Annotated in this window: 18 protein-coding genes and 1 tRNA gene; 13 read left to right on the forward strand and 6 right to left on the reverse strand. The window is 36.7% G+C overall.

Annotated elements, in window-relative coordinates; genetic code table 11:
* Window positions 1–27: 27 nt before the first annotated feature.
* The 10 genes from GSB9_02528 (at window position 28) to GSB9_02537 (ending at window position 7,057) form a co-directional block, all read left to right on the forward strand.
* A complete protein-coding gene (locus tag GSB9_02528; GenBank protein ID UKM65956.1) occupies window positions 28–672 on the forward strand; it encodes a cell envelope biogenesis protein OmpA in 645 nt (214 codons plus the stop codon).
* Window positions 660–1,220, forward strand: a complete 561-nt coding sequence (gene ruvC / locus GSB9_02529) for a crossover junction endodeoxyribonuclease RuvC (protein ID UKM65957.2) — start codon at window positions 660–662, stop codon at window positions 1,218–1,220. Before GSB9_02528 ends, ruvC begins: the two co-directional genes overlap by 13 nt.
* Entirely contained in the window at window positions 1,220–2,353 is a 1,134-nt protein-coding gene (gene hemW / locus GSB9_02530; GenBank protein ID UKM65958.1) for a radical SAM family heme chaperone HemW, read from the forward strand. Before ruvC ends, hemW begins: the two co-directional genes overlap by 1 nt.
* Entirely contained in the window at window positions 2,350–3,099 is a 750-nt protein-coding gene (locus GSB9_02531; GenBank protein UKM65959.1) for a cyclase family protein, read from the forward strand. The genes hemW and GSB9_02531 overlap by 4 nt, the downstream gene beginning before the upstream one ends.
* Before the next feature lie 3 nt (window positions 3,100–3,102).
* On the forward strand, window positions 3,103–3,456 hold the full coding sequence (locus GSB9_02532) for a DUF4260 domain-containing protein (protein ID UKM65960.1): 354 nt from the start codon (window positions 3,103–3,105) through the stop codon (window positions 3,454–3,456).
* Window positions 3,457–3,458: 2 nt separating this feature from the next.
* Window positions 3,459–4,067, forward strand: coding sequence for a DUF4230 domain-containing protein (locus GSB9_02533; GenBank protein UKM65961.1), 609 nt, complete (start codon window positions 3,459–3,461; stop codon window positions 4,065–4,067).
* Window positions 4,064–4,426, forward strand: a complete 363-nt coding sequence (locus tag GSB9_02534; GenBank protein ID UKM65962.1) for an MmcQ/YjbR family DNA-binding protein — start codon at window positions 4,064–4,066, stop codon at window positions 4,424–4,426. Before GSB9_02533 ends, GSB9_02534 begins: the two co-directional genes overlap by 4 nt.
* Before the next feature lie 149 nt (window positions 4,427–4,575).
* Window positions 4,576–5,406, forward strand: coding sequence for a hypothetical protein (locus tag GSB9_02535; protein UKM65963.1), 831 nt, complete (start codon window positions 4,576–4,578; stop codon window positions 5,404–5,406).
* Between the two features lie 145 nt (window positions 5,407–5,551).
* Entirely contained in the window at window positions 5,552–6,349 is a 798-nt protein-coding gene (locus GSB9_02536; protein ID UKM65964.1) for a hypothetical protein, read from the forward strand.
* Between the two features lie 129 nt (window positions 6,350–6,478).
* Window positions 6,479–7,057, forward strand: a complete 579-nt coding sequence (locus GSB9_02537; protein ID UKM65965.1) for a PhnA domain-containing protein — start codon at window positions 6,479–6,481, stop codon at window positions 7,055–7,057.
* A 178-nt stretch (window positions 7,058–7,235) separates the two neighbouring features.
* Here the strand turns inward: GSB9_02537 and GSB9_02538 are convergent, their stop codons facing one another.
* Window positions 7,236–7,667, reverse strand: coding sequence for a nuclear transport factor 2 family protein (locus GSB9_02538; GenBank protein UKM65966.1), 432 nt, complete (start codon window positions 7,665–7,667; stop codon window positions 7,236–7,238).
* A gap of 235 nt (window positions 7,668–7,902) precedes the next feature.
* On the opposite strand from GSB9_02538, the gene GSB9_02539 reads away from it, so the two are divergent.
* Complete coding sequence (locus GSB9_02539) at window positions 7,903–8,181, forward strand: hypothetical protein (protein ID UKM65967.1); 279 nt, start codon at window positions 7,903–7,905, stop codon at window positions 8,179–8,181.
* A 2-nt stretch (window positions 8,182–8,183) separates the two neighbouring features.
* On the opposite strand, the gene GSB9_02540 is transcribed toward GSB9_02539, so the two are convergent.
* Entirely contained in the window at window positions 8,184–9,284 is a 1,101-nt protein-coding gene (locus GSB9_02540; GenBank protein ID UKM65968.1) for a DUF4407 domain-containing protein, read from the reverse strand.
* A 160-nt stretch (window positions 9,285–9,444) separates the two neighbouring features.
* Between GSB9_02540 and GSB9_02541 the strand changes: the two genes are divergently transcribed.
* The gene (locus GSB9_02541; GenBank protein UKM65969.1) at window positions 9,445–10,647 is read left to right on the forward strand and encodes an NAD(P)/FAD-dependent oxidoreductase; all 1,203 of its coding nucleotides are present in this window, start codon (window positions 9,445–9,447) and stop codon (window positions 10,645–10,647) included.
* A gap of 18 nt (window positions 10,648–10,665) precedes the next feature.
* Here GSB9_02541 and GSB9_02542 read toward each other — a convergent pair whose 3' ends face one another.
* Complete coding sequence (locus GSB9_02542) at window positions 10,666–11,526, reverse strand: DMT family transporter (GenBank protein ID UKM65970.1); 861 nt, start codon at window positions 11,524–11,526, stop codon at window positions 10,666–10,668.
* Window positions 11,527–11,662: 136 nt separating this feature from the next.
* Window positions 11,663–13,051, reverse strand: a complete 1,389-nt coding sequence (locus tag GSB9_02543; protein ID UKM65971.1) for a dipeptidase — start codon at window positions 13,049–13,051, stop codon at window positions 11,663–11,665.
* A gap of 99 nt (window positions 13,052–13,150) precedes the next feature.
* Here GSB9_02543 and GSB9_02544 point away from each other — a divergent pair.
* A tRNA-Leu gene (locus tag GSB9_02544) sits at window positions 13,151–13,232 on the forward strand.
* Between the two features lie 273 nt (window positions 13,233–13,505).
* On the opposite strand, the gene GSB9_02545 is transcribed toward GSB9_02544, so the two are convergent.
* The gene (locus GSB9_02545) at window positions 13,506–17,033 is read right to left on the reverse strand and encodes an efflux RND transporter permease subunit (GenBank protein UKM65972.1); all 3,528 of its coding nucleotides are present in this window, start codon (window positions 17,031–17,033) and stop codon (window positions 13,506–13,508) included.
* Window positions 17,033–17,422, reverse strand: a complete 390-nt coding sequence (locus GSB9_02546; GenBank protein UKM65973.1) for a four helix bundle protein — start codon at window positions 17,420–17,422, stop codon at window positions 17,033–17,035. Before GSB9_02546 ends, GSB9_02545 begins: the two co-directional genes overlap by 1 nt.
* Between the last annotated feature and the right edge of the window lie 6 nt (window positions 17,423–17,428).

A 17,428-nucleotide genomic window follows, 5' to 3' on the forward strand; every position in this document is an offset into this window, starting at 1 on the left:
TTGCAGCAAAATAAATTATTATGATATATGTCCTCAAATTTTATCGGTAAAAAACTTAAAACCTTTTTCTGGATTTTTATATTAATAACGTCATTTGCAAGGGCTCAAAGTTACGATAAATGGAAGTTGCAATTGGCAATAGGAATAAACGATCCTATTGAGAGCGACGAGAAAAGTCCAGGATATTATACCTATTACCTTAATTTTCCAACAATAAATTTAGGCGTGCAGTATATGCTTCTCGAAAATTTGGGTGTTAAACTGGATTATGGTTTCAACCGATCCTCCAGTGGTCTAGATTCTCAGGAGTTTGAATTAAATTATAGCCGTGTTAATGCACAATTGGCTTACGATTTTAGTTCGCTGTTACGGTTTTTACCAGAAGAGGTTGGTACTGTTTTGCATGGTGGGCCCGGTTACAGTTTTTCAAATCCTTCGGGAGAGTTTTCAGAAAATGATTATCGGTTTTTAAATGCCATTTTGGGAGCCGAAATTCATTATAAAGTATCAAGAAATTTATCCGTCATGTCAGATTTAGCATTGGTTTATTCGTTTTCCAATGAAAATAAATATGATATTAACGTTGATGGTTTTTCGTTTAACGACGATTTAATATACCTAACCTTTGGGGTTTCATACGCGTTGGGCAGAGGTTGTAAATGTTATCCATGAAAGAACGCATTATTTTAGGAATAGACCCAGGAACGACCATTATGGGCTTCGGACTCATAAAAGTGGTAGGGAAAACCATGCATTTTATGCAGTTGAATGAGCTCGATTTAAAAAAGTACAGTGACCATTACCTTAAATTGAAGTTGATTTTTGAACGCACTATCGAATTGATAGATACGCACAATCCAGATGAAATAGCCATTGAGGCGCCGTTTTTTGGCAAAAACGTGCAAAGTATGCTCAAACTTGGGCGTGCGCAAGGTGTCGCCATGGCTGCTGGCCTTAGCCGTGAAATACCAATAACCGAATATTTGCCCAAAAAGATTAAAATGGCCATTACGGGCAACGGTAATGCTAGCAAAGAGCAAGTGGCTAAAATGCTTCAGAGCACTTTGGGATTAAAAACCTTACCGAAAAACTTAGATGCTACCGATGGTCTTGCGGCAGCGGTATGCCATTTCTATAATTCCGGTCGGGTTGAGGTTGGTAAAAGTTACTCGGGTTGGAGTGCTTTTGTAAAACAGAACGAAGATCGGGTTAAAAAATAATGGCTGGTATTTACATTCATATTCCATTTTGCAAACAGGCCTGTTATTATTGCGATTTTCATTTTTCAACATCTCTAAAAAAGAAAACGGAGCTCCTTGAGTGTTTAGTGAAAGAATTGCTTTTGCGAAAGGATGAACTCAAAAAACAAACGGTAAAAACCATATATTTTGGTGGTGGCACGCCGTCTTTATTATCCAACGGAGAACTAGGGTTGTTGATAGAAGCGATTTATAAAAACTTTAAAGTTTGCGAAAATCCGGAGATTACTTTAGAGGCTAACCCCGACGACTTGTCGAACCAACGAATTAAAGAATTATCAAATACACCAATTAACAGGCTTAGCATTGGCATTCAATCGTTTTTTCAGCGTGATTTAAAATTAATGAACCGTGCACATAATACTAAAGAAGCAAAAGCGTGTCTCAAGGAAGCGACCCAATATTTTGATAATATTTCCATCGATTTAATTTACGGTATTCCTGGGTTGAGCCATGCCGAATGGATTGAAAATATAGAAACCGCTTTGGCTTTTGGTATCCCACATATATCCTGCTATGCCTTAACAGTAGAACCCAAAACGGCTTTAGAGTCGTTTATTAAAAAAGGCATCATTGAAAATGTGGATGACGATTTAGCTCAGCAACAATTCGATATTCTGGTTGAAAAATTAGAACAAACAGGTTTTGTGCATTACGAACTATCAAATTTTGGTAAACCCAACTATTTCAGTAAAAACAATTCGGCCTATTGGCAAGGCATAAGGTATTTGGGCATTGGGCCTTCGGCACATTCGTTTGATGGAAAAAATAGAAGTTGGAATGTGCGAAACAATTCAAAGTACATTAAAAGTATTCAAGAAAACGTGCTGCCAATGGAAACAGAAACCCTATCGCTAACCGATAAATACAACGAATATATTATGACGGGTTTGAGAACTATTTGGGGCGTTTCAATAAAAAAAGTGGAAGATGAATTTGGAGAAAACTATAAAAAATATTTATTAAAACAGGCTGAGATTTACATTAATGAAGATTTATTGTATATTGAAGATAACAAACTATTAACCACCCTAAAAGGCAAGTTTTTAAGCGACGGCATCGCCTCCAGCCTTTTTAAAATAAATTTACCTTGATAGCAACCGTACAATACAACTCTAGAAAATTACAAATAGATTTAAGCAAACCACTTGATATTTCTATACCCATTAGGGCTTCAAAAGATAATGTAACCGCATGGTATGTTGATGCACCAAAAATAGAGCCTGTAAAAGATGGCGATTGGATTGCCAGCGTAAAAAATGGCTCCTGTATAAATTTTAACAATATTATATTCAATCCGCATGGCCATGGCACACATACCGAGTGTGTTGGCCATATTGCTGAGAAAGTGTATTCTATAAATCATCATTTAAAACAGTTTTTCTTTTTGGCAGAAGTTATTACGGTAGCTCCCGAGCAACTTAATGGTGATGCCGTGATTTCTAAAAAACAAATTAGTTTTGCTTTGGGAAATAAAAAGCGCGACGCTGTAGTGATACGCACCATGCCTAATACAGAATCAAAAAAATCGAGGCAATACTCGCATACCAATCCCACTTATTTGCTAGAGGATGCAGCGGTTTATTTGCGTAAAAAAGGTATAAAACACTTGTTGATAGATTTGCCAAGTGTAGACAAGGAAAAAGATGATTGCCAACTTTTGGCACATAATGCTTTTTGGAATACCAAAGGAAAAACCCGTTTAGATGCTACCATTACAGAGCTTATCTATGTGCCAAACAAAGTAAAGGACGGAAAATATTTTTTAAACTTACAAATAGCCCCATTTGAAAATGATGCCACACCAAGCAAGCCTATTTTGTATCAAATAATACCGTAAAGAATGAGAGCATCTTTAAAATTGGAAGAACTTTTTATGTTTCTTTTTGGGGTATATCTTTTTAGTGAATTGAATTTTAGTTGGTGGTTGTTTTTAGCTTTATTTTTAACACCCGATATTGGTATGTTGGGCTATTTTGCAAATGCTAAAATAGGCGCTATTACGTATAACTTTTTTCATCACAAAGGTATAGCTATCGCGGTTTACTTTTTAGGAATATTTTTTAAAAACGATATATTAAAATTAATAGGAACGATTTTATTTGCCCATGCCAGTTTCGATAGGGTTTTTAATTATGGTTTAAAGTTTTATAGTAATTTTAAGCATACGCATTTAGGGCAAATAGGACATAAGTAATCATGGAAACATTTTTAGGAATTATAATTGGCGCTTTGGTGTGTTTAGGTATAGTAACCTATGTAAAATCCATCAAGAAAAAACAATTGGTAAAAGCACAATCAACAATACTTTTAGACAAAATAAAACGGGTTTGTAAATTTATTACTGTTGAGGGTGATTTTGCCGAAATTTACCATTATGAAGATGTAAAAGAACGTTTTTTAAGATTGGTTTCAAGTCGAAAAAAAGCACTTGTAGTGATAAATGCCAAAGCACATGTGGGTTACGATTTATCTAAAATAGATTTAACCGCCGATACCGAAAACAAGAAAATTATAATTGGGCACTTTCCGCAGCCTGAAGTGCTTTCCATCGAAACGAATTTAAATTATTACGACAAGTCTGATGGCTTTTTTAATAAGTTTGAAGCTGCAGATTTAACAGGGTTACACAACGAAGCCAAAATTCATATTCAGGACAAAATTCCAGAAAGTGGTTTGATTCAAGTGGCCCAGCAAGAGGTTTTAGAGACAATTTCGTTAATAGAAACCATTGTGGAGACTATTGGCTGGAAATTAGATTATTCAGTATTAGAGTTGCCAGGCAAAGACCAAAAGAAATTAAATTGAATATAGAGCAAATAAGAGCATACTGCCTCAGTAAAAAAGGTGCCGTTGAGGATTTTCCTTTTGACCAAGATACACTGGTATTTAAGGTACAGGACAAAATGTTTGCGTTGGTCTCCTTAAAATGGTGGGAGCGGGGTGAAGCTGCTATTAATTTAAAAGCAGACCCTGAATATTCTGAAGAACTTCGTGCTGAATATGGCAGCATTCGTCCGGGATACCATATGAACAAAAAACATTGGAACACGCTCTATCTTCATGAAGGTGAACTTCAGCCAAAACTGATAAAAAACTTAATTGACCATTCTTATGAAATGGTTTTAAATGGATTGCCTAAAAGGCTTCGCGATACACTTAATTAACAAAAAAAAACTTAACCATCTAATTATCAATAGTTTTTTTGTTGTATATTTAAGCATCTCTCAATCCCTAATTATTTATGGCATAATCAAAGCCCTTAAATCTTAAAGTACCTAATAACACATTTATTAACTTTAATTTTTAACAGATTATGAAAACAACCAATCAATTATTATTAGCAATAGTATTTGTGCTATTGTTGATTACACCAACAGTTAATTTCGCCCAAGAAGAATCACACAAAACACCTGCTTTTATTGCTGTCACCACCATGCACTGGAATATGGACAAGGAAGACTTTAGTATGGATGAGTGGAAAGCTGTTGAAAAGGAGTTTATTGACAAAGTAGTTAAAAAGAATGAATACATTCTTGGCGCATCGACTTACTTGCATGAATTTACTCCAGATAACACCGAATTGATTTATGTGCAAACCTTTGCATCATGGGACGATATGGGTAAGTTTGCCGAAAGAAATGCCGAGTTGGCTAAAGAAGCCTGGCCAGATGATGAAGCCAGAAAAGCTTTTATGGACAAGCGCTTCTCCTATTACGCAAATGAACATTCCGATGAGATTTATGCGCCACTTCCTGGAGCAAAACTTATGAAAGAGACGCCTGAAAAAGACATGTTGTGTTACGTAAGAAAAACCCATTTTGCTTTCCCAGAAGATGGTTCGCAGGAGGAATTTATGGAAATGAGAAAAGAATTTATAGAAAAAATTATCAATAAAAATGAATATATAAAAGCGTACTATCCACACGTGCATGCTTGGGGTTCCGATAGAACAGAGAATTTGGAAGCATTCTTTATAGAATCTTGGGCCGATTTAGACAAGATGTACGATAGAAACCAAGAGCTAATGGAAGAGGCTTGGCCAGACGAAGAAGCCCGTAAGGAGGGAGGAAAGAAATGGAACAAGTATTTCACAGGTGTACATGGTGATTATATGTACAAATGGGTTCATGGACTATCTAAATAACAATATATCATTAAAAAAGGATGTTTCTACATCCTTTTTTAATGTAAATTTAGGTAGCTCTCAATATTTAGCTTTTTATCCTAGACATATTACCCTTAGTCTTAATAATTTAATTAATTAACCAATATATTAACTCTTTCAGATTATGAAAAAAATCAAACAATTATTTACGGTATTGATCACTATGCTTTTGTGCTTAAGCAGTCCTGTTTCCTTTGCTCAAGACGATTCAAAAAGGCCAATGTATATTTCGGTAACCACTACCTATTGGAGTGAGGATTACAAAGGCACTCCAGAGGAATGGAGGGCCGTTGAAAAGGAATATATGGAAAAAGTGATCAAAAAGAATGAATTTATTACGTGGTCAGGTTATTTTAGACATCTTTTTACAGAAAACAGTAACGAAGTTATATATGCTCAAACTTACCCAAGTTGGGATGCGATTGATAAGGCCTCGGCAAGAAATGCAGAGCTTGAAAAAGAAGCTTGGCCAGACAAAGAAGCTCGTGAAGCTTTTCTTAAAAAGAGAAATTCTGTCTATTCAACTTTTCATTCCGATGAAATTTTTGCCACCATGCCCGGAGCCAAACCTTTAGAAGGTGGGGTGACGGAAGATATGATTTTATATGTACGCCAAAATAAAATGGCATTTCCTGAAGACGGTAATATGGAAGAATGGGAGGCACTGCAAAAAAAAGTATTTGAAAATGTTATAAGTAAGAATGAATATGTTAAGGCGTATTACCCTGAAAGACATGCTTGGGGTTCCGACAGAAGGGATTTTAATGAAGTTGTTTATGTAGATTCTATGTGCGACTTAGAGAAGATGTTTAATAGATATCAAGAATTAATAAAAGAAGCATTAACAGAGGACGAACGTAAAGCTTACAATAAGTATTTTGGTCACCATGGTGATTATCTTTACGTCCCAGTTAGGTTTTAACTTAATATCATGTGTAAAATTTGGACCAAAAGGATATCTTTAAAAGATGTCCTTTTGTGTTTTTGAAAGACACATAACTTGTGAGCATGGCTATTTAAGCGTATTATTGCACCATCAAAAAGTATATTAATGAGCGTTCTGCAAACCCTTAAGGATAGAAGCAACAATAGCTGCGAATTATGCGGTTCAAATAAAGATTTAAACCAGTATACCATTCCACCATCATTAAATGAAAATGTGGCTAATGATGTACTGGTCTGTAAAACATGTTTAGACCAAATAAATGGCGATAACGAAATGGATGCTAACCATTGGCGTTGCTTGAATGATAGTATGTGGAGCGAACATGTGGCCGTGCAAATTATGGCTTGGAGAATGTTACAACGGTTGCGTAGCGAGGGCTGGCCTCAAGATTTGTTGGATATGATGTATCTTGATGATGACGCTTTAGTTTTAGCGAGAGCAACTGGTGAGCATAAAGATGAAAGTGAAAAAATTGTTCACCGCGATGCAAACGGCGTTATTTTACAAAATGGCGATAATGTGGTATTGGTAAAAGACTTGAAAGTAAAAGGGTCGAGCATGGTTGCCAAACAAGGAACGCCAGTTAGGAATATTCGTTTAGATCATGAAAATGCCAATTATATTGAAGGTAAGGTTGACAAACAAAATATTGTAATAATAACGCAATACGTTAAGAAAACTTAATCGTTATCTTTCTTTTTAAACCAGTTAAACCCTAACGGGAACATAAAAACAAGAAACAAGTACCTTCCGGTTATTAGACCAAAAATGGTTATTAAAGCTAAGATGACCATGATGATAACCTTCTGGCTGTACTTCATTGTTGTGTGTTGAAATTTTAAGTGTAGAAATATGTTTGTTTTTACATAGAAGTGTTTGCAATTACCTTCCATTTACCATTAATGTTTTTAAACACTACCATGAAGATGCCATCTGCATTACCAACCTCGCGCTTAATATGGTATTCGCCCAATACATAGTAGGCGCCATCACTAATTTTGGTGACATCGTTGATTTTATAGCTTAATTTTCCGGTATGTGCTTCAGTTGGGTAGGCTTTTTGGTAACGCTCTAAGGTGTTGTGCCATCCATTAATTACGCCATGCGAGCTATAAAATTTAAGGGAATCACTCTTCCAATAGGCTTCCATAAATTCTTCTAAATTATTTTTAGACCACGCCAGGCGTTGCTTTTTTAAAACTTTGTTTATGGCCTTAACGTCGTCTTCAACTGATGTTTGTGAAAAGCTATTAAAAGCACAAAGCAACAATAAAAATATAACCAGTTTTTTCATTTAGAATGGTTTATAGGGTTTGAACCTTTTAATTTTAAAAAGAGTAAAATTAGCAAAATCTGGCTATTAACATACGCTACTCACCGATCAAATTTGCAGGTATATTGTTTTTGTCCTGAGCAGAAATCTATTTGTCGAAAAAATTTTACAAATAGGCTTGTGTTTTTATATCTTTATTGACAGAAGTTTGTTCTCCCTCAAGTTCAAAGTATTTAACCGTTAAAACTCATGCATTATGGATTTAAAAATTACGAATTGTAACAATTTCTACAAAATTAAAGGGACACTCAACAAAAGCAACATTAACTTGTTTAATAAGGAATTTAAAAATGTTTTCGATAGGGCAAAGACTGTAACCATTAGCGTTCAAGAAATTGAAAGTATGGATAAATTTGGTATTGAAGCCATTTCTAAATTGCACAACGAAGCTTTGATGAAAAACAAAAGGTTTTCTATCGTGGGGTTTGGTTGCAAAGAGCTTTACGACCACTTCCAAACCGAAACAGCGGCTTAAATTTACAATACACTTTTTTGCTTGTTGTAAAAGGCATCTGCCTGCAATTGCATGAGCTCCCTTACTTTTTTTCGCTTGTAAGTGTATAATTCGTTTTCTTGAGCGATGTCTGTGTAAACTTTGTCGTTAACCAATATGTCGGTTTTTAATAGAGCTGCCCGTTGGTTCTTGTTTTTAGCCAGGCTGTTCTTTGCAGCATCTTCAATATCTTCTAATTTGTAATCATAAGTTCCTTTTGGGGATAGTAATTTTGCGAAAACTGGAGTCGTTTCAACGGCCAGAAATAGCAAAAAAATAAACAATGAAGGAAACCAAGACAATTCACCTAAAGCATCGACACGTGCCATTAAACCGTCAAAATTATTGATGATTGGCTGTGTGTCCGAAACTTTGGTGTTATAGTGGGCTTTAATTTGAGTGATTTGTGATTCGATTGCCATAATTTTTGAACCGTTTTCGGCTTTTAAACGATTAAGTTCGGCTAAAGCTGCATCGTGCTTTTCTCGCTTTTCTTTATAAACAGGGCCTTTGCCCAAAAGTTTTGTACCTGCCGTTCCTTCCGCTTCGGCTATATAAATATCGTAAAGGTTGTTAACTTCTGCTTCTTTAATTTTAATCTGTTGCTGTAAACTGTTAACTTCTTTTTTTAGAGCTTCTATTTCAGGATTAAATTGCTTTGCTATTTGGGTTTTGTTTGCCAGTGCGAGATTGTTTTTTTGTTCTAAAAGCACTTGGTTGATTTCCTTTTCAAAAATTTTAAGCTCTAAGGGTTTCGATATAACCATGGCGATAATTGTTGCCAATATGAGTCGTGGTGTGGCTTGAGCAAGTTCGTTAACTATATTTCCCGTCTTTTTTATGGTTGAAACAATATAACGGTCTAAATTAAAAATAAGTAGCCCCCAAATAAAACCGAAAAAAACTGAGGTATAGAGATTGTTGAAAACGGTATAGAGGGCATAACTAGAGGCAATAAATGCCATTAAGGCCGTAAAAAAAACCGTGGCGCCAATACCAGCGTATTTGTTTTGCTCTCCAACAGTACAGTTTTTTAAAATGTCTGTATCGGCACCCGAACAGATGATGAAAAATCGATTTAACATGATGATTGTTTTGATTGATGATTGACTATTAGAACGTTGGACGAATCTATTTGTTACACTTTTGGTTGTATTATTTTAGTTTTTAGTGTGTTATGTGACATAAGTTACATTTTATTCTAAGGGTAAGCGTTAACTTTATTACACTTTAAAAACCAACGTTATGACAACAACAGTAATAGTAGGAGGGAATTTTGCAGGTATGACAGCAGCTCTTGAGATAAAGCGTAAAGGAAAAGACCAACATAAGGTGATATTGATTGATAAATCACCATTGTTTTTATTTGTGCCATCACTAATTTGGGTGCCTTTTGGTAGACGTGAGATTAAAGATATTTCATTCAGGAAAGACGAGATACTTAGAAAAAAAGGTGTCGAGTTTTTAGTTGCTGAAGCGATTAAGGTTGATGCTAAACGGCAAGAAGTTATAACAGAAAAATCATTGGTGCATTACGACCATTTGGTTATTGCCACAGGCCCAAAAGTTAAATACGATGTTGCTCCGGGTGTTGAAGAGTACGCTCATTACATAGGAACACCAAATGGTGCTATGAAAACGCGCCATGCCTTGGAGGAATTTAAAAATAATCCAGGGCCAATTGTAATAGGAGCTACCCAAAATGCCGGATGCATGGGGGCTGCCTATGAATTTTTATTCAATGTTGAAAAATGGCTTAGGGAACAAAATATTAGGAAAAAGGTAGATTTGTACTGGATTACTCCTGAAACCTTTTTAGGGCATTTTGGTATTGACGGTATAACCGGAGGCGAAACCATGTTAAAATCTTTTATGAAAATGTTCAATATCCACTATAGAACTGAAGTGGGCGTTAAAGAAGTTAAGAAGAATAAAGTAGTTTTAACTACCGGAGAAGAACTACCAAGTCGTTTTACAATGCTAATGCCGCCGTTTTTAGGTGTGGAGTTTGTAAAAAACTCTCCAGATCTAAAAGCTACGGCAAATGGTTACATTCCCGTTACAGACGATTACAGACATACCGAGTTAGCCAATGTATGGGCGGCAGGAATTGCAGTAGATGTTAAACTACCTTTTAAACCTGGTAAGGTGCCTTTCTCAGGGCCAAAAACAGGCTACCCCTCTGATGAAACAGGAAAAATCGTGGCCGAAAACATTATTAGAGTAACCAACGGTAAATCCGAATTGAAGAAAAAGGCTTGGGGCAAAATACCGGGTATTTGTGTTATGGATGCTGGAAAAAAAGAAGTGATTATTTTAAGCGATAAGCTTTTTAAACCTAGAAATTTTGCCATAATGATACCCAATGTATTTTATGATTTTTCTAAGGTATTGTTTGAAAAATATTTCCTTTGGAAAACCAGAAAAGGACTATCCTTTTTGCCTTAAACTATTTGGATTACTAGACTATTTGTTTCTTGATCGGACACTTTCTATAATAACCGTTGCCAAAATAAGCGAGCCGCCTAAAAATGTATTTGCGGTTGGAACTTCATTTAGGAAAATAAAGGCAATAATAATGCCGAAAATAGGTTGAACGCTATTAATAATACTGGCTGTACTTACCGAAAAATGTTTAAGGCTATTAATTAGCATGGTATGGCCAATGGCAGTTACCACAATAGCTAGTAAAATAACGTAGGGATATTGGGTAGTAATATTGGAGGTGTCCATAAAAAATAATACCGGAAACAAGAGTAGGGTTAAAATGGCGGTTTGATAAAACATAATTTTTGTGCCATTGTAATTGGAGGTTAGTTTTTTAGAAATAATATTTCGCAAGGCGTAGCAAAACGCTGAACAAAGTCCAAATAGAATGCCTTGAACATGGGAGTTTTCAAGGCTGAATTCCGGTGCTAAGATATACATACCCAACAAAACCATAATACCCAAAAGAATATAGGTTGGATCGAATTTTACTTTGATGAAAAGCGGTTCCAAAAAGGCTGTAAAAATGGGGAACACAAATAGAGATAGCATCCCCAGTGCAACATTTGAAAGTTTAAGCGCATAGAAATAAAAAACCCAATGCCCGCCCATTAGAAGAGCGGTAACAAATATTGAAAGGGCATCATTTCTGGAGTGTATTTTTAGATTGAATTTTTTGTAAAAACAAAATCCCAATAAAAATAAAGCACCCAAAATGGAACGCCACCAAATAACTACGGGTGTGGGCATGTCTATAAATTTACCCAATGCACCCGAGGCACTTATAAAAAGAGTGGCTATGGCCAATTGAATAAGGTAGGTACTATGTTGGTTTTTCATGTGTTGGTTTGCGTTTTGTGTTGCGCTAGGGATAGTAATGAAAAGCCCACAGCGACCCCGATAGCTATCGGTGGAGCGAGGACTTGTAATGAATAGCCCGACCTCCCGATAGTTTTCGGGAGTGGTAGCGTCCAAATTATTTTGAAAGTTGGGTGAAATATTTATAAAAATACGGAATGGTTTCTATGCCTTTTAAATAATTCCAAATGCCAAAATGCTCGTTGGGTGAATGTATGGCATCACTGTCTAAACCAAAACCCATCAAGATAATTTTACTTTTTAATTCGTGTTCAAAAAGCGAAACGATAGGAATGCTTCCGCCGCTGCGTTGGGGAATGGGTTTTTTTCCAAACGTGTCTTGGTAAGCCTTGCTAGCCGCTTGATAGCCTACGCTGTCAATAGGCGTTACATAACCTTGGCCGCCGTGGTGTGGTGTAACATTAACTTTAACCCCTTTTGGAGCGATGCTTTCAAAATGTGTTTTGAACAGTTCTGTAATTTCTTCCCAGTCTTGGTGTGGCACTAAACGCATTGATATTTTAGCATAGGCTTTGCTGGGTATTACGGTTTTAGCACCTTCGCCCGTGTAGCCACCCCAAATACCATTTACATCTAAGGTTGGGCGAATGGCATTACGCTCGTTAGTGGTGTAGCCTAACTCGCCATAAACAGCATCGATGTCCAATGAATTTTTGTACTGCTCCAAATTAAAAGGCGCCTTGCCCATTTCTGCACGTTCTTCTAAACTGAGCTCTTCTACTTTTTCGTAAAACCCAGGAATGGTAATTTGATTATTTTCATCGTGAAGCGAAGCGATCATTTTACTAAGTACATTAATAGGATTGGCGACTGCACCACCATATAAACCTGAGTGTAGGTCGCGATTGGGGCCAGTGACTTCCACTTCAACATAGCTTAAACCCCTTAAGCCAGTTGTTATAGACGGGGTGTCTTTGGCGATCATTCCCGTATCGGAAATGAGAATAACATCGTTTTTTAATTTTTCCCGATTGTTTTTTACAAACGGTCCAAGGTTTACACTGCCTACTTCTTCTTCGCCTTCAATCATAAACTTAATGTTACACGGCAGTTGCTCGGTTTTTGTCATCAACTCAAGCGCTTTAACATGCATGTACATTTGGCCTTTGTCGTCACAGGCACCACGGGCAAAAATGGCGCCCTCGGGATGTTGTTCGGTGTTTTTTATAACGGGCTCGAATGGTGGGGAATTCCACAGATTTAATGGGTCTGGTGGTTGCACATCGTAATGCCCGTAAACAAGTACGGTTGGTAGGTTTTTATCGATTATTTTTTCGCCATAAACAATAGGGTAGCCATTGGTGGGGCAAATTTCAACGGTGTCGCATCCAGCTTTTTCTAAACTGTATTTTACGGCTTCTGCTGTTTTAATAACGTCACTTTTGTAAGTTGAGTCAGCACTAATCGAAGGGATTTTTAGTAATTCGATAAGTTCGTTTAAGAATCGGTCTTTATGTTCTTTTATATAAGAAGAAATGTTTTTCATAAAATAGGAAGTGTTTCTTTTCAAAAGTATAAAAAAAGAATGTTTTTAAGGGTTAGGTGTTTGCAATTTAAAAATCTTGTTTATATTTGCAGTCCTTTTGCGGGCGTGGTGGAATTGGTAGACACGCTAGACTTAGGATCTAGTGCCGCGAGGTGTGAGAGTTCGAGTCTCTCCGCCCGCACAAAAGCTGAAGAACTATCTTCAGCTTTTTTTATGCTCTAAATCTACTCCTTCCTTCTTTATTGACTTCATATAAATATTCGTATGGGTAATACCAATTTAGATTAGTTTGCTACCTGCTGGTTAATACTATGAGCTTTTGTTTGTATGCCATAATCAAAAAGCCCCAACTATTGTCGGGGCTTTTCTCGCTATTAACTAATCCTTTTTTATTTAAGAAAAAGGATGTCTTCAAAGCAACAAGTGTTAGTTGCTCTAAATTATGGGTTAGATATTATTCTAACCTTTTATCCTTATTAAAAGTTTCTTTCGTATTAGAGACTTCAGCATTGGCTACACGATTTTTGAACATCCACATTTTAAGTTTCATTGAAAGGAAAAATAAAACAGGTACTATAATAAGTGTCAAGAATGTCGCAATAAACAATCCGTAAATAACCGTCCAAGCTAATGGGCCCCAAAATACCACATTATCTCCACCCATGTAAATATTAGGATTAAAATCTTTAAAAAGTGTAAAGAAATTAATATTTAATCCAATGGCTAAAGGTATTAGTCCCAAAATGGTTGTGATAGCTGTTAACAAAACGGGGCGTAAACGAGCTTTACCGGCTTTAACAATGCTTTCAAAAAGATCCTCGTTGCTTAAGTAATTGTCATCATCAATATCATTTTCAATTTTCTTTCGGTCAATTAAAAGTTGTGCATAGTCGAGAAGCACAACCCCATTATTTACTACAATTCCCGCAAGCGAAATAATACCTACCATGGTCATCATAATTACAAAAGCTTTTCCTGTAATTACAAGACCGCCAAATACGCCAATTAAACTCAAAAATATGGCCAGCATAATAATAGTGGGCTTTGAAATGGAGTTGAATTGGAAAATTAAAATAAAGAAAATTAACCCCAAGCCAGTAAAAAAGGCGCCCATTAAAAATGCCATTTGTTTATTTTGCTCTTCAATTTGCCCCGTGTAATCTATTTTGATGTCTTCTGGCAAACCTTCAAAACTTTTCATTTCATTTTGAATTTGGTGAACAATGGCACCTGCATCGGTATAACCTGGTGCTAAGGCAGAGTAAACCGTTACCACACGTTTGGTATCTTTGTGCTTAATGGCACTAAAACCTGAGGTGTTTTCGTATTTTGAAACTGCAGAAATAGGGATTTCCTTAAGTTGGCCCGTATTGGTTCTAAACGTTATGTTTTGGTTGAATAGGGCACTGGTGTTATAGCGGTTATCTTCGTTGAAACGGACATAGATATCATAATCGTCTCCGCCTTCTTTGTAAATTCCAGCTTTTGCTCCAAAAATGGAGTTTCTGAGTTGCTGTCCCACTTGGGCAGAGCTTATACCTAATTCTCCAGCTTTTTCGCGGTCAACCGAAACTTGCATCGATGGTTTGTCTTTGTTAACATCAATTTTAAGCTCATCGATTCCAGCAATATTTTTCGTATTGATGAATTCGCGCATGTTTTCGGCTATCGCAATTAATTCATTGTAGTCGTCTCCTTCAATTTCAATATTGATAGGTGCACCCGCCGGCGGACCGTTAGCGTCTTTTTCAACCGAAATCAATACTCCTGGGTAAATGCCAACCAAGGCTTCCTGTACCTTTTGTCGTAAAAGCTCACTGTCTTCGCCTTGACGGTATTTGTACTCGCGCATGGAGGCCGTGATTTTGGCTTTGTGTGGCATTTCGGCAGCCGAACCACCATCGGTTTGTGGGTTTCCGGCACCTTCACCTACTTGCGAAACTGCACTTTCAACCATAAAGTTGTAATCGCCATTTTTATACTGGCTGTTGTCCAATACCTTGTAAACACGTTTTTCTATTTCTTTGGTAATGGCATTGGTTTTTTCGATGGCTGTACCTTGCGGATACTCAATGTATACAATAATTTGGTTGGGCTTATTGTCTGGAAAAAACTCCACTTTTGTTCTTTGGGTGGCTAAAGACACGCCAAAGGTTATGAAAGAAACAATGAGTATTAGGAAGATTCCGATACTATAAAAATAGGGGCGTTTTCCTGAAAGCGCGCCACGTAATTGTCGCTCATAAAAGTTTTCAAGTTTAACCAATGTTTTTGTTTGGAAGCTATTGGCCCATTTGCGTAAAAAGAGTCGGTAAATCCAAAGCATAATGGCTGTAAAAACCATGAGTGTCCCCAAGGCTCTGTATTCACCACCAGTTATGAATACCAAAATGCCAATTACAGCCATGATTGCTGTTGTTTTTATAATCTGATTTAACGGCATGTCTTTGTCTTCATTATTCATGAATTGTGAGACTAACACCGAGTTGAAAAAGATGGCCACGAATAATGACGACCCCAAAACAATGGAAAGCGTAATAGGTAAAATTTTCATGAATTCGCCCATAATACCGGGCCATAGCCCTAGAGGAATAAACGCCGCTACTGTGGTTAATGTTGAAATTATAATGGGAAATGCAATCTCGCCAATGCCTTTTTTGGCGGCCTCAATGCGTGTCATGCCTTCTTCATCCATGAGTCGGTAGACGTTTTCTACTACTACAATACCATTGTCAACCAACATACCGAGCCCCATAATCAAACCAAAAAGCACCATGGTATTCAGGCTATAGCCAATCATATTGAGTAGCATGAGCGACATAAACATGGACATAGGGATGGCAAAACCAACAAAAATGGCATTTTTAAATCCTAAAAAGAACATTAAAACGGTAACTACCAGAATCACCCCAAAGATGATATTGTTTACTAAATCGTCTACTTGACCTATGGTTTTTTCAGACTGGTCATTTGTAATGGTTACTTTTAGGTCGGGAGGGAACACATTGTCTATAGCATCTTTTACAATAACCTGAATTTGTTCTGCTGCGGCAACCATGTTTTTTCCAGCACGTTTTTTTACATCGAGCATCACTACGGGCTCACCAAATTCGCGGGCGTAAGTGGTTTTATCTTCTTCAGTAAATGATACCGTTGCGACATCTTTTAGGTAAATAGGGTTGCCATTCTCAGATTTTACAACGAAATTTTCTAACTCCGAAGGCTTTTCAATTTCACCCAAAACACGAATGGTGCGGCGCTGCCCACTAGCTTTTAAATTACCGGCCGACATGGTAACGTTACCGTTGTTTATAGCACCAATAATATCGCTAAAGGTTACTTTTGCAGCCATCATTTTGTAAATATCGACCGCTACTTCAACTTCTTTTTCCTGTGCACCACGGATATCGGCCTTTTTAATTTCCAATAAATCTTCAATTTCATCTTGAAGATATTCGGCGTATTCCTTTAGTTTTTCAATAGGGTAGTCGCCCGAAATGTTAATGTTTAAAATGGGCATTTCTTCCGAAAGGCTCAATTCAAAAACGTCAGGTTCTACTTTGGCACCGTTAAAGGTGGGCCAGTCTTCGCTAGAAGTTTCGGTGTCTATTTCATCTTTTACTTTTTGTTTGGCCTGCTCTACAGTAATGTTTTCATCAAACTCAACTACAATCATTCCATAATCTTCCTGCGAAGTAGAGGTGATTTCAACTACATTGCTCACTGTCTTTAACTTATCTTCAAGCGGATCAGTAATGAGCTTTTCGATGTCTTCAGCCGTATTCCCTGGGAACACAGAGCTAACATAAATTTTAGTTTCGTTTACCTCTGGAAAATTTTCTCTGGGCATACTAAAAAAAGCAGAGGCACCAATGTAGAAAAACACGGCAATAAGTACGTACATCGTGGTTTTGTTGTTGATGGCCCACGATGATAAACCAAATTCTTTATCGACTTGTTTTTTATTTTTTTTATAGGCCATTAGTTTGTAGTTTTTTGGTCTTTAGAAGCATTTGTTAAATATTTTTGAAGGCTTGAGGTCATTTTGGAGAGTTCTTCCAATTTTAGTCGATTAGAATAATCTTCCTCTTGATTGATATAATTAAGTCTTTTAGCTATGGTAGAACAAATCACGCATTCTTTTATTGACCCTTTTGAAATATTGAGAAACCTATTGAATTGAGCATTACTATCTCCGGCACCTTCAGCTATATTCAACGCAATAGAAATTGAAGCACGTCTAAATGGTGAACTCAGAGCGTAATCTTCAGTTTTTGGAAAGCTGTTAGTGATTTTGTAGATTTCGTCAATAAAGTCTAAGGCTTTTAGATATACTTTTAAATCTTCAAAATTGAATTTAATTTCTTTCATTTCAGT

The organism is Flavobacteriaceae bacterium GSB9 (genome assembly GCA_022749295.1).
Taxonomy (GTDB): domain Bacteria; phylum Bacteroidota; class Bacteroidia; order Flavobacteriales; family Flavobacteriaceae; genus Flavisericum.

Coding starts and splice junctions, on each gene's coding strand:
- GSB9_02543 (UKM65971.1), bottom strand. CDS start 13,051: ATGAAAAACATTTCTTCTTATATAAAAGAACATAAAGACCGATTCTTA.
- ruvC (UKM65957.2), top strand. CDS start 660: ATGTTATCCATGAAAGAACGCATTATTTTAGGAATAGACCCAGGAACG.
- GSB9_02528 (UKM65956.1), top strand. CDS start 28: ATGTCCTCAAATTTTATCGGTAAAAAACTTAAAACCTTTTTCTGGATT.
- GSB9_02541 (UKM65969.1), top strand. CDS start 9,445: ATGACAACAACAGTAATAGTAGGAGGGAATTTTGCAGGTATGACAGCA.
- GSB9_02535 (UKM65963.1), top strand. CDS start 4,576: ATGAAAACAACCAATCAATTATTATTAGCAATAGTATTTGTGCTATTG.
- GSB9_02542 (UKM65970.1), bottom strand. CDS start 11,526: ATGAAAAACCAACATAGTACCTACCTTATTCAATTGGCCATAGCCACT.
- GSB9_02533 (UKM65961.1), top strand. CDS start 3,459: ATGGAAACATTTTTAGGAATTATAATTGGCGCTTTGGTGTGTTTAGGT.
- hemW (UKM65958.1), top strand. CDS start 1,220: ATGGCTGGTATTTACATTCATATTCCATTTTGCAAACAGGCCTGTTAT.
- GSB9_02532 (UKM65960.1), top strand. CDS start 3,103: ATGAGAGCATCTTTAAAATTGGAAGAACTTTTTATGTTTCTTTTTGGG.
- GSB9_02538 (UKM65966.1), bottom strand. CDS start 7,667: ATGAAAAAACTGGTTATATTTTTATTGTTGCTTTGTGCTTTTAATAGC.
- GSB9_02546 (UKM65973.1), bottom strand. CDS start 17,422: ATGAAAGAAATTAAATTCAATTTTGAAGATTTAAAAGTATATCTAAAA.
- GSB9_02537 (UKM65965.1), top strand. CDS start 6,479: ATGAGCGTTCTGCAAACCCTTAAGGATAGAAGCAACAATAGCTGCGAA.
- GSB9_02545 (UKM65972.1), bottom strand. CDS start 17,033: ATGGCCTATAAAAAAAATAAAAAACAAGTCGATAAAGAATTTGGTTTA.
- GSB9_02539 (UKM65967.1), top strand. CDS start 7,903: ATGGATTTAAAAATTACGAATTGTAACAATTTCTACAAAATTAAAGGG.
- GSB9_02540 (UKM65968.1), bottom strand. CDS start 9,284: ATGTTAAATCGATTTTTCATCATCTGTTCGGGTGCCGATACAGACATT.
- GSB9_02536 (UKM65964.1), top strand. CDS start 5,552: ATGAAAAAAATCAAACAATTATTTACGGTATTGATCACTATGCTTTTG.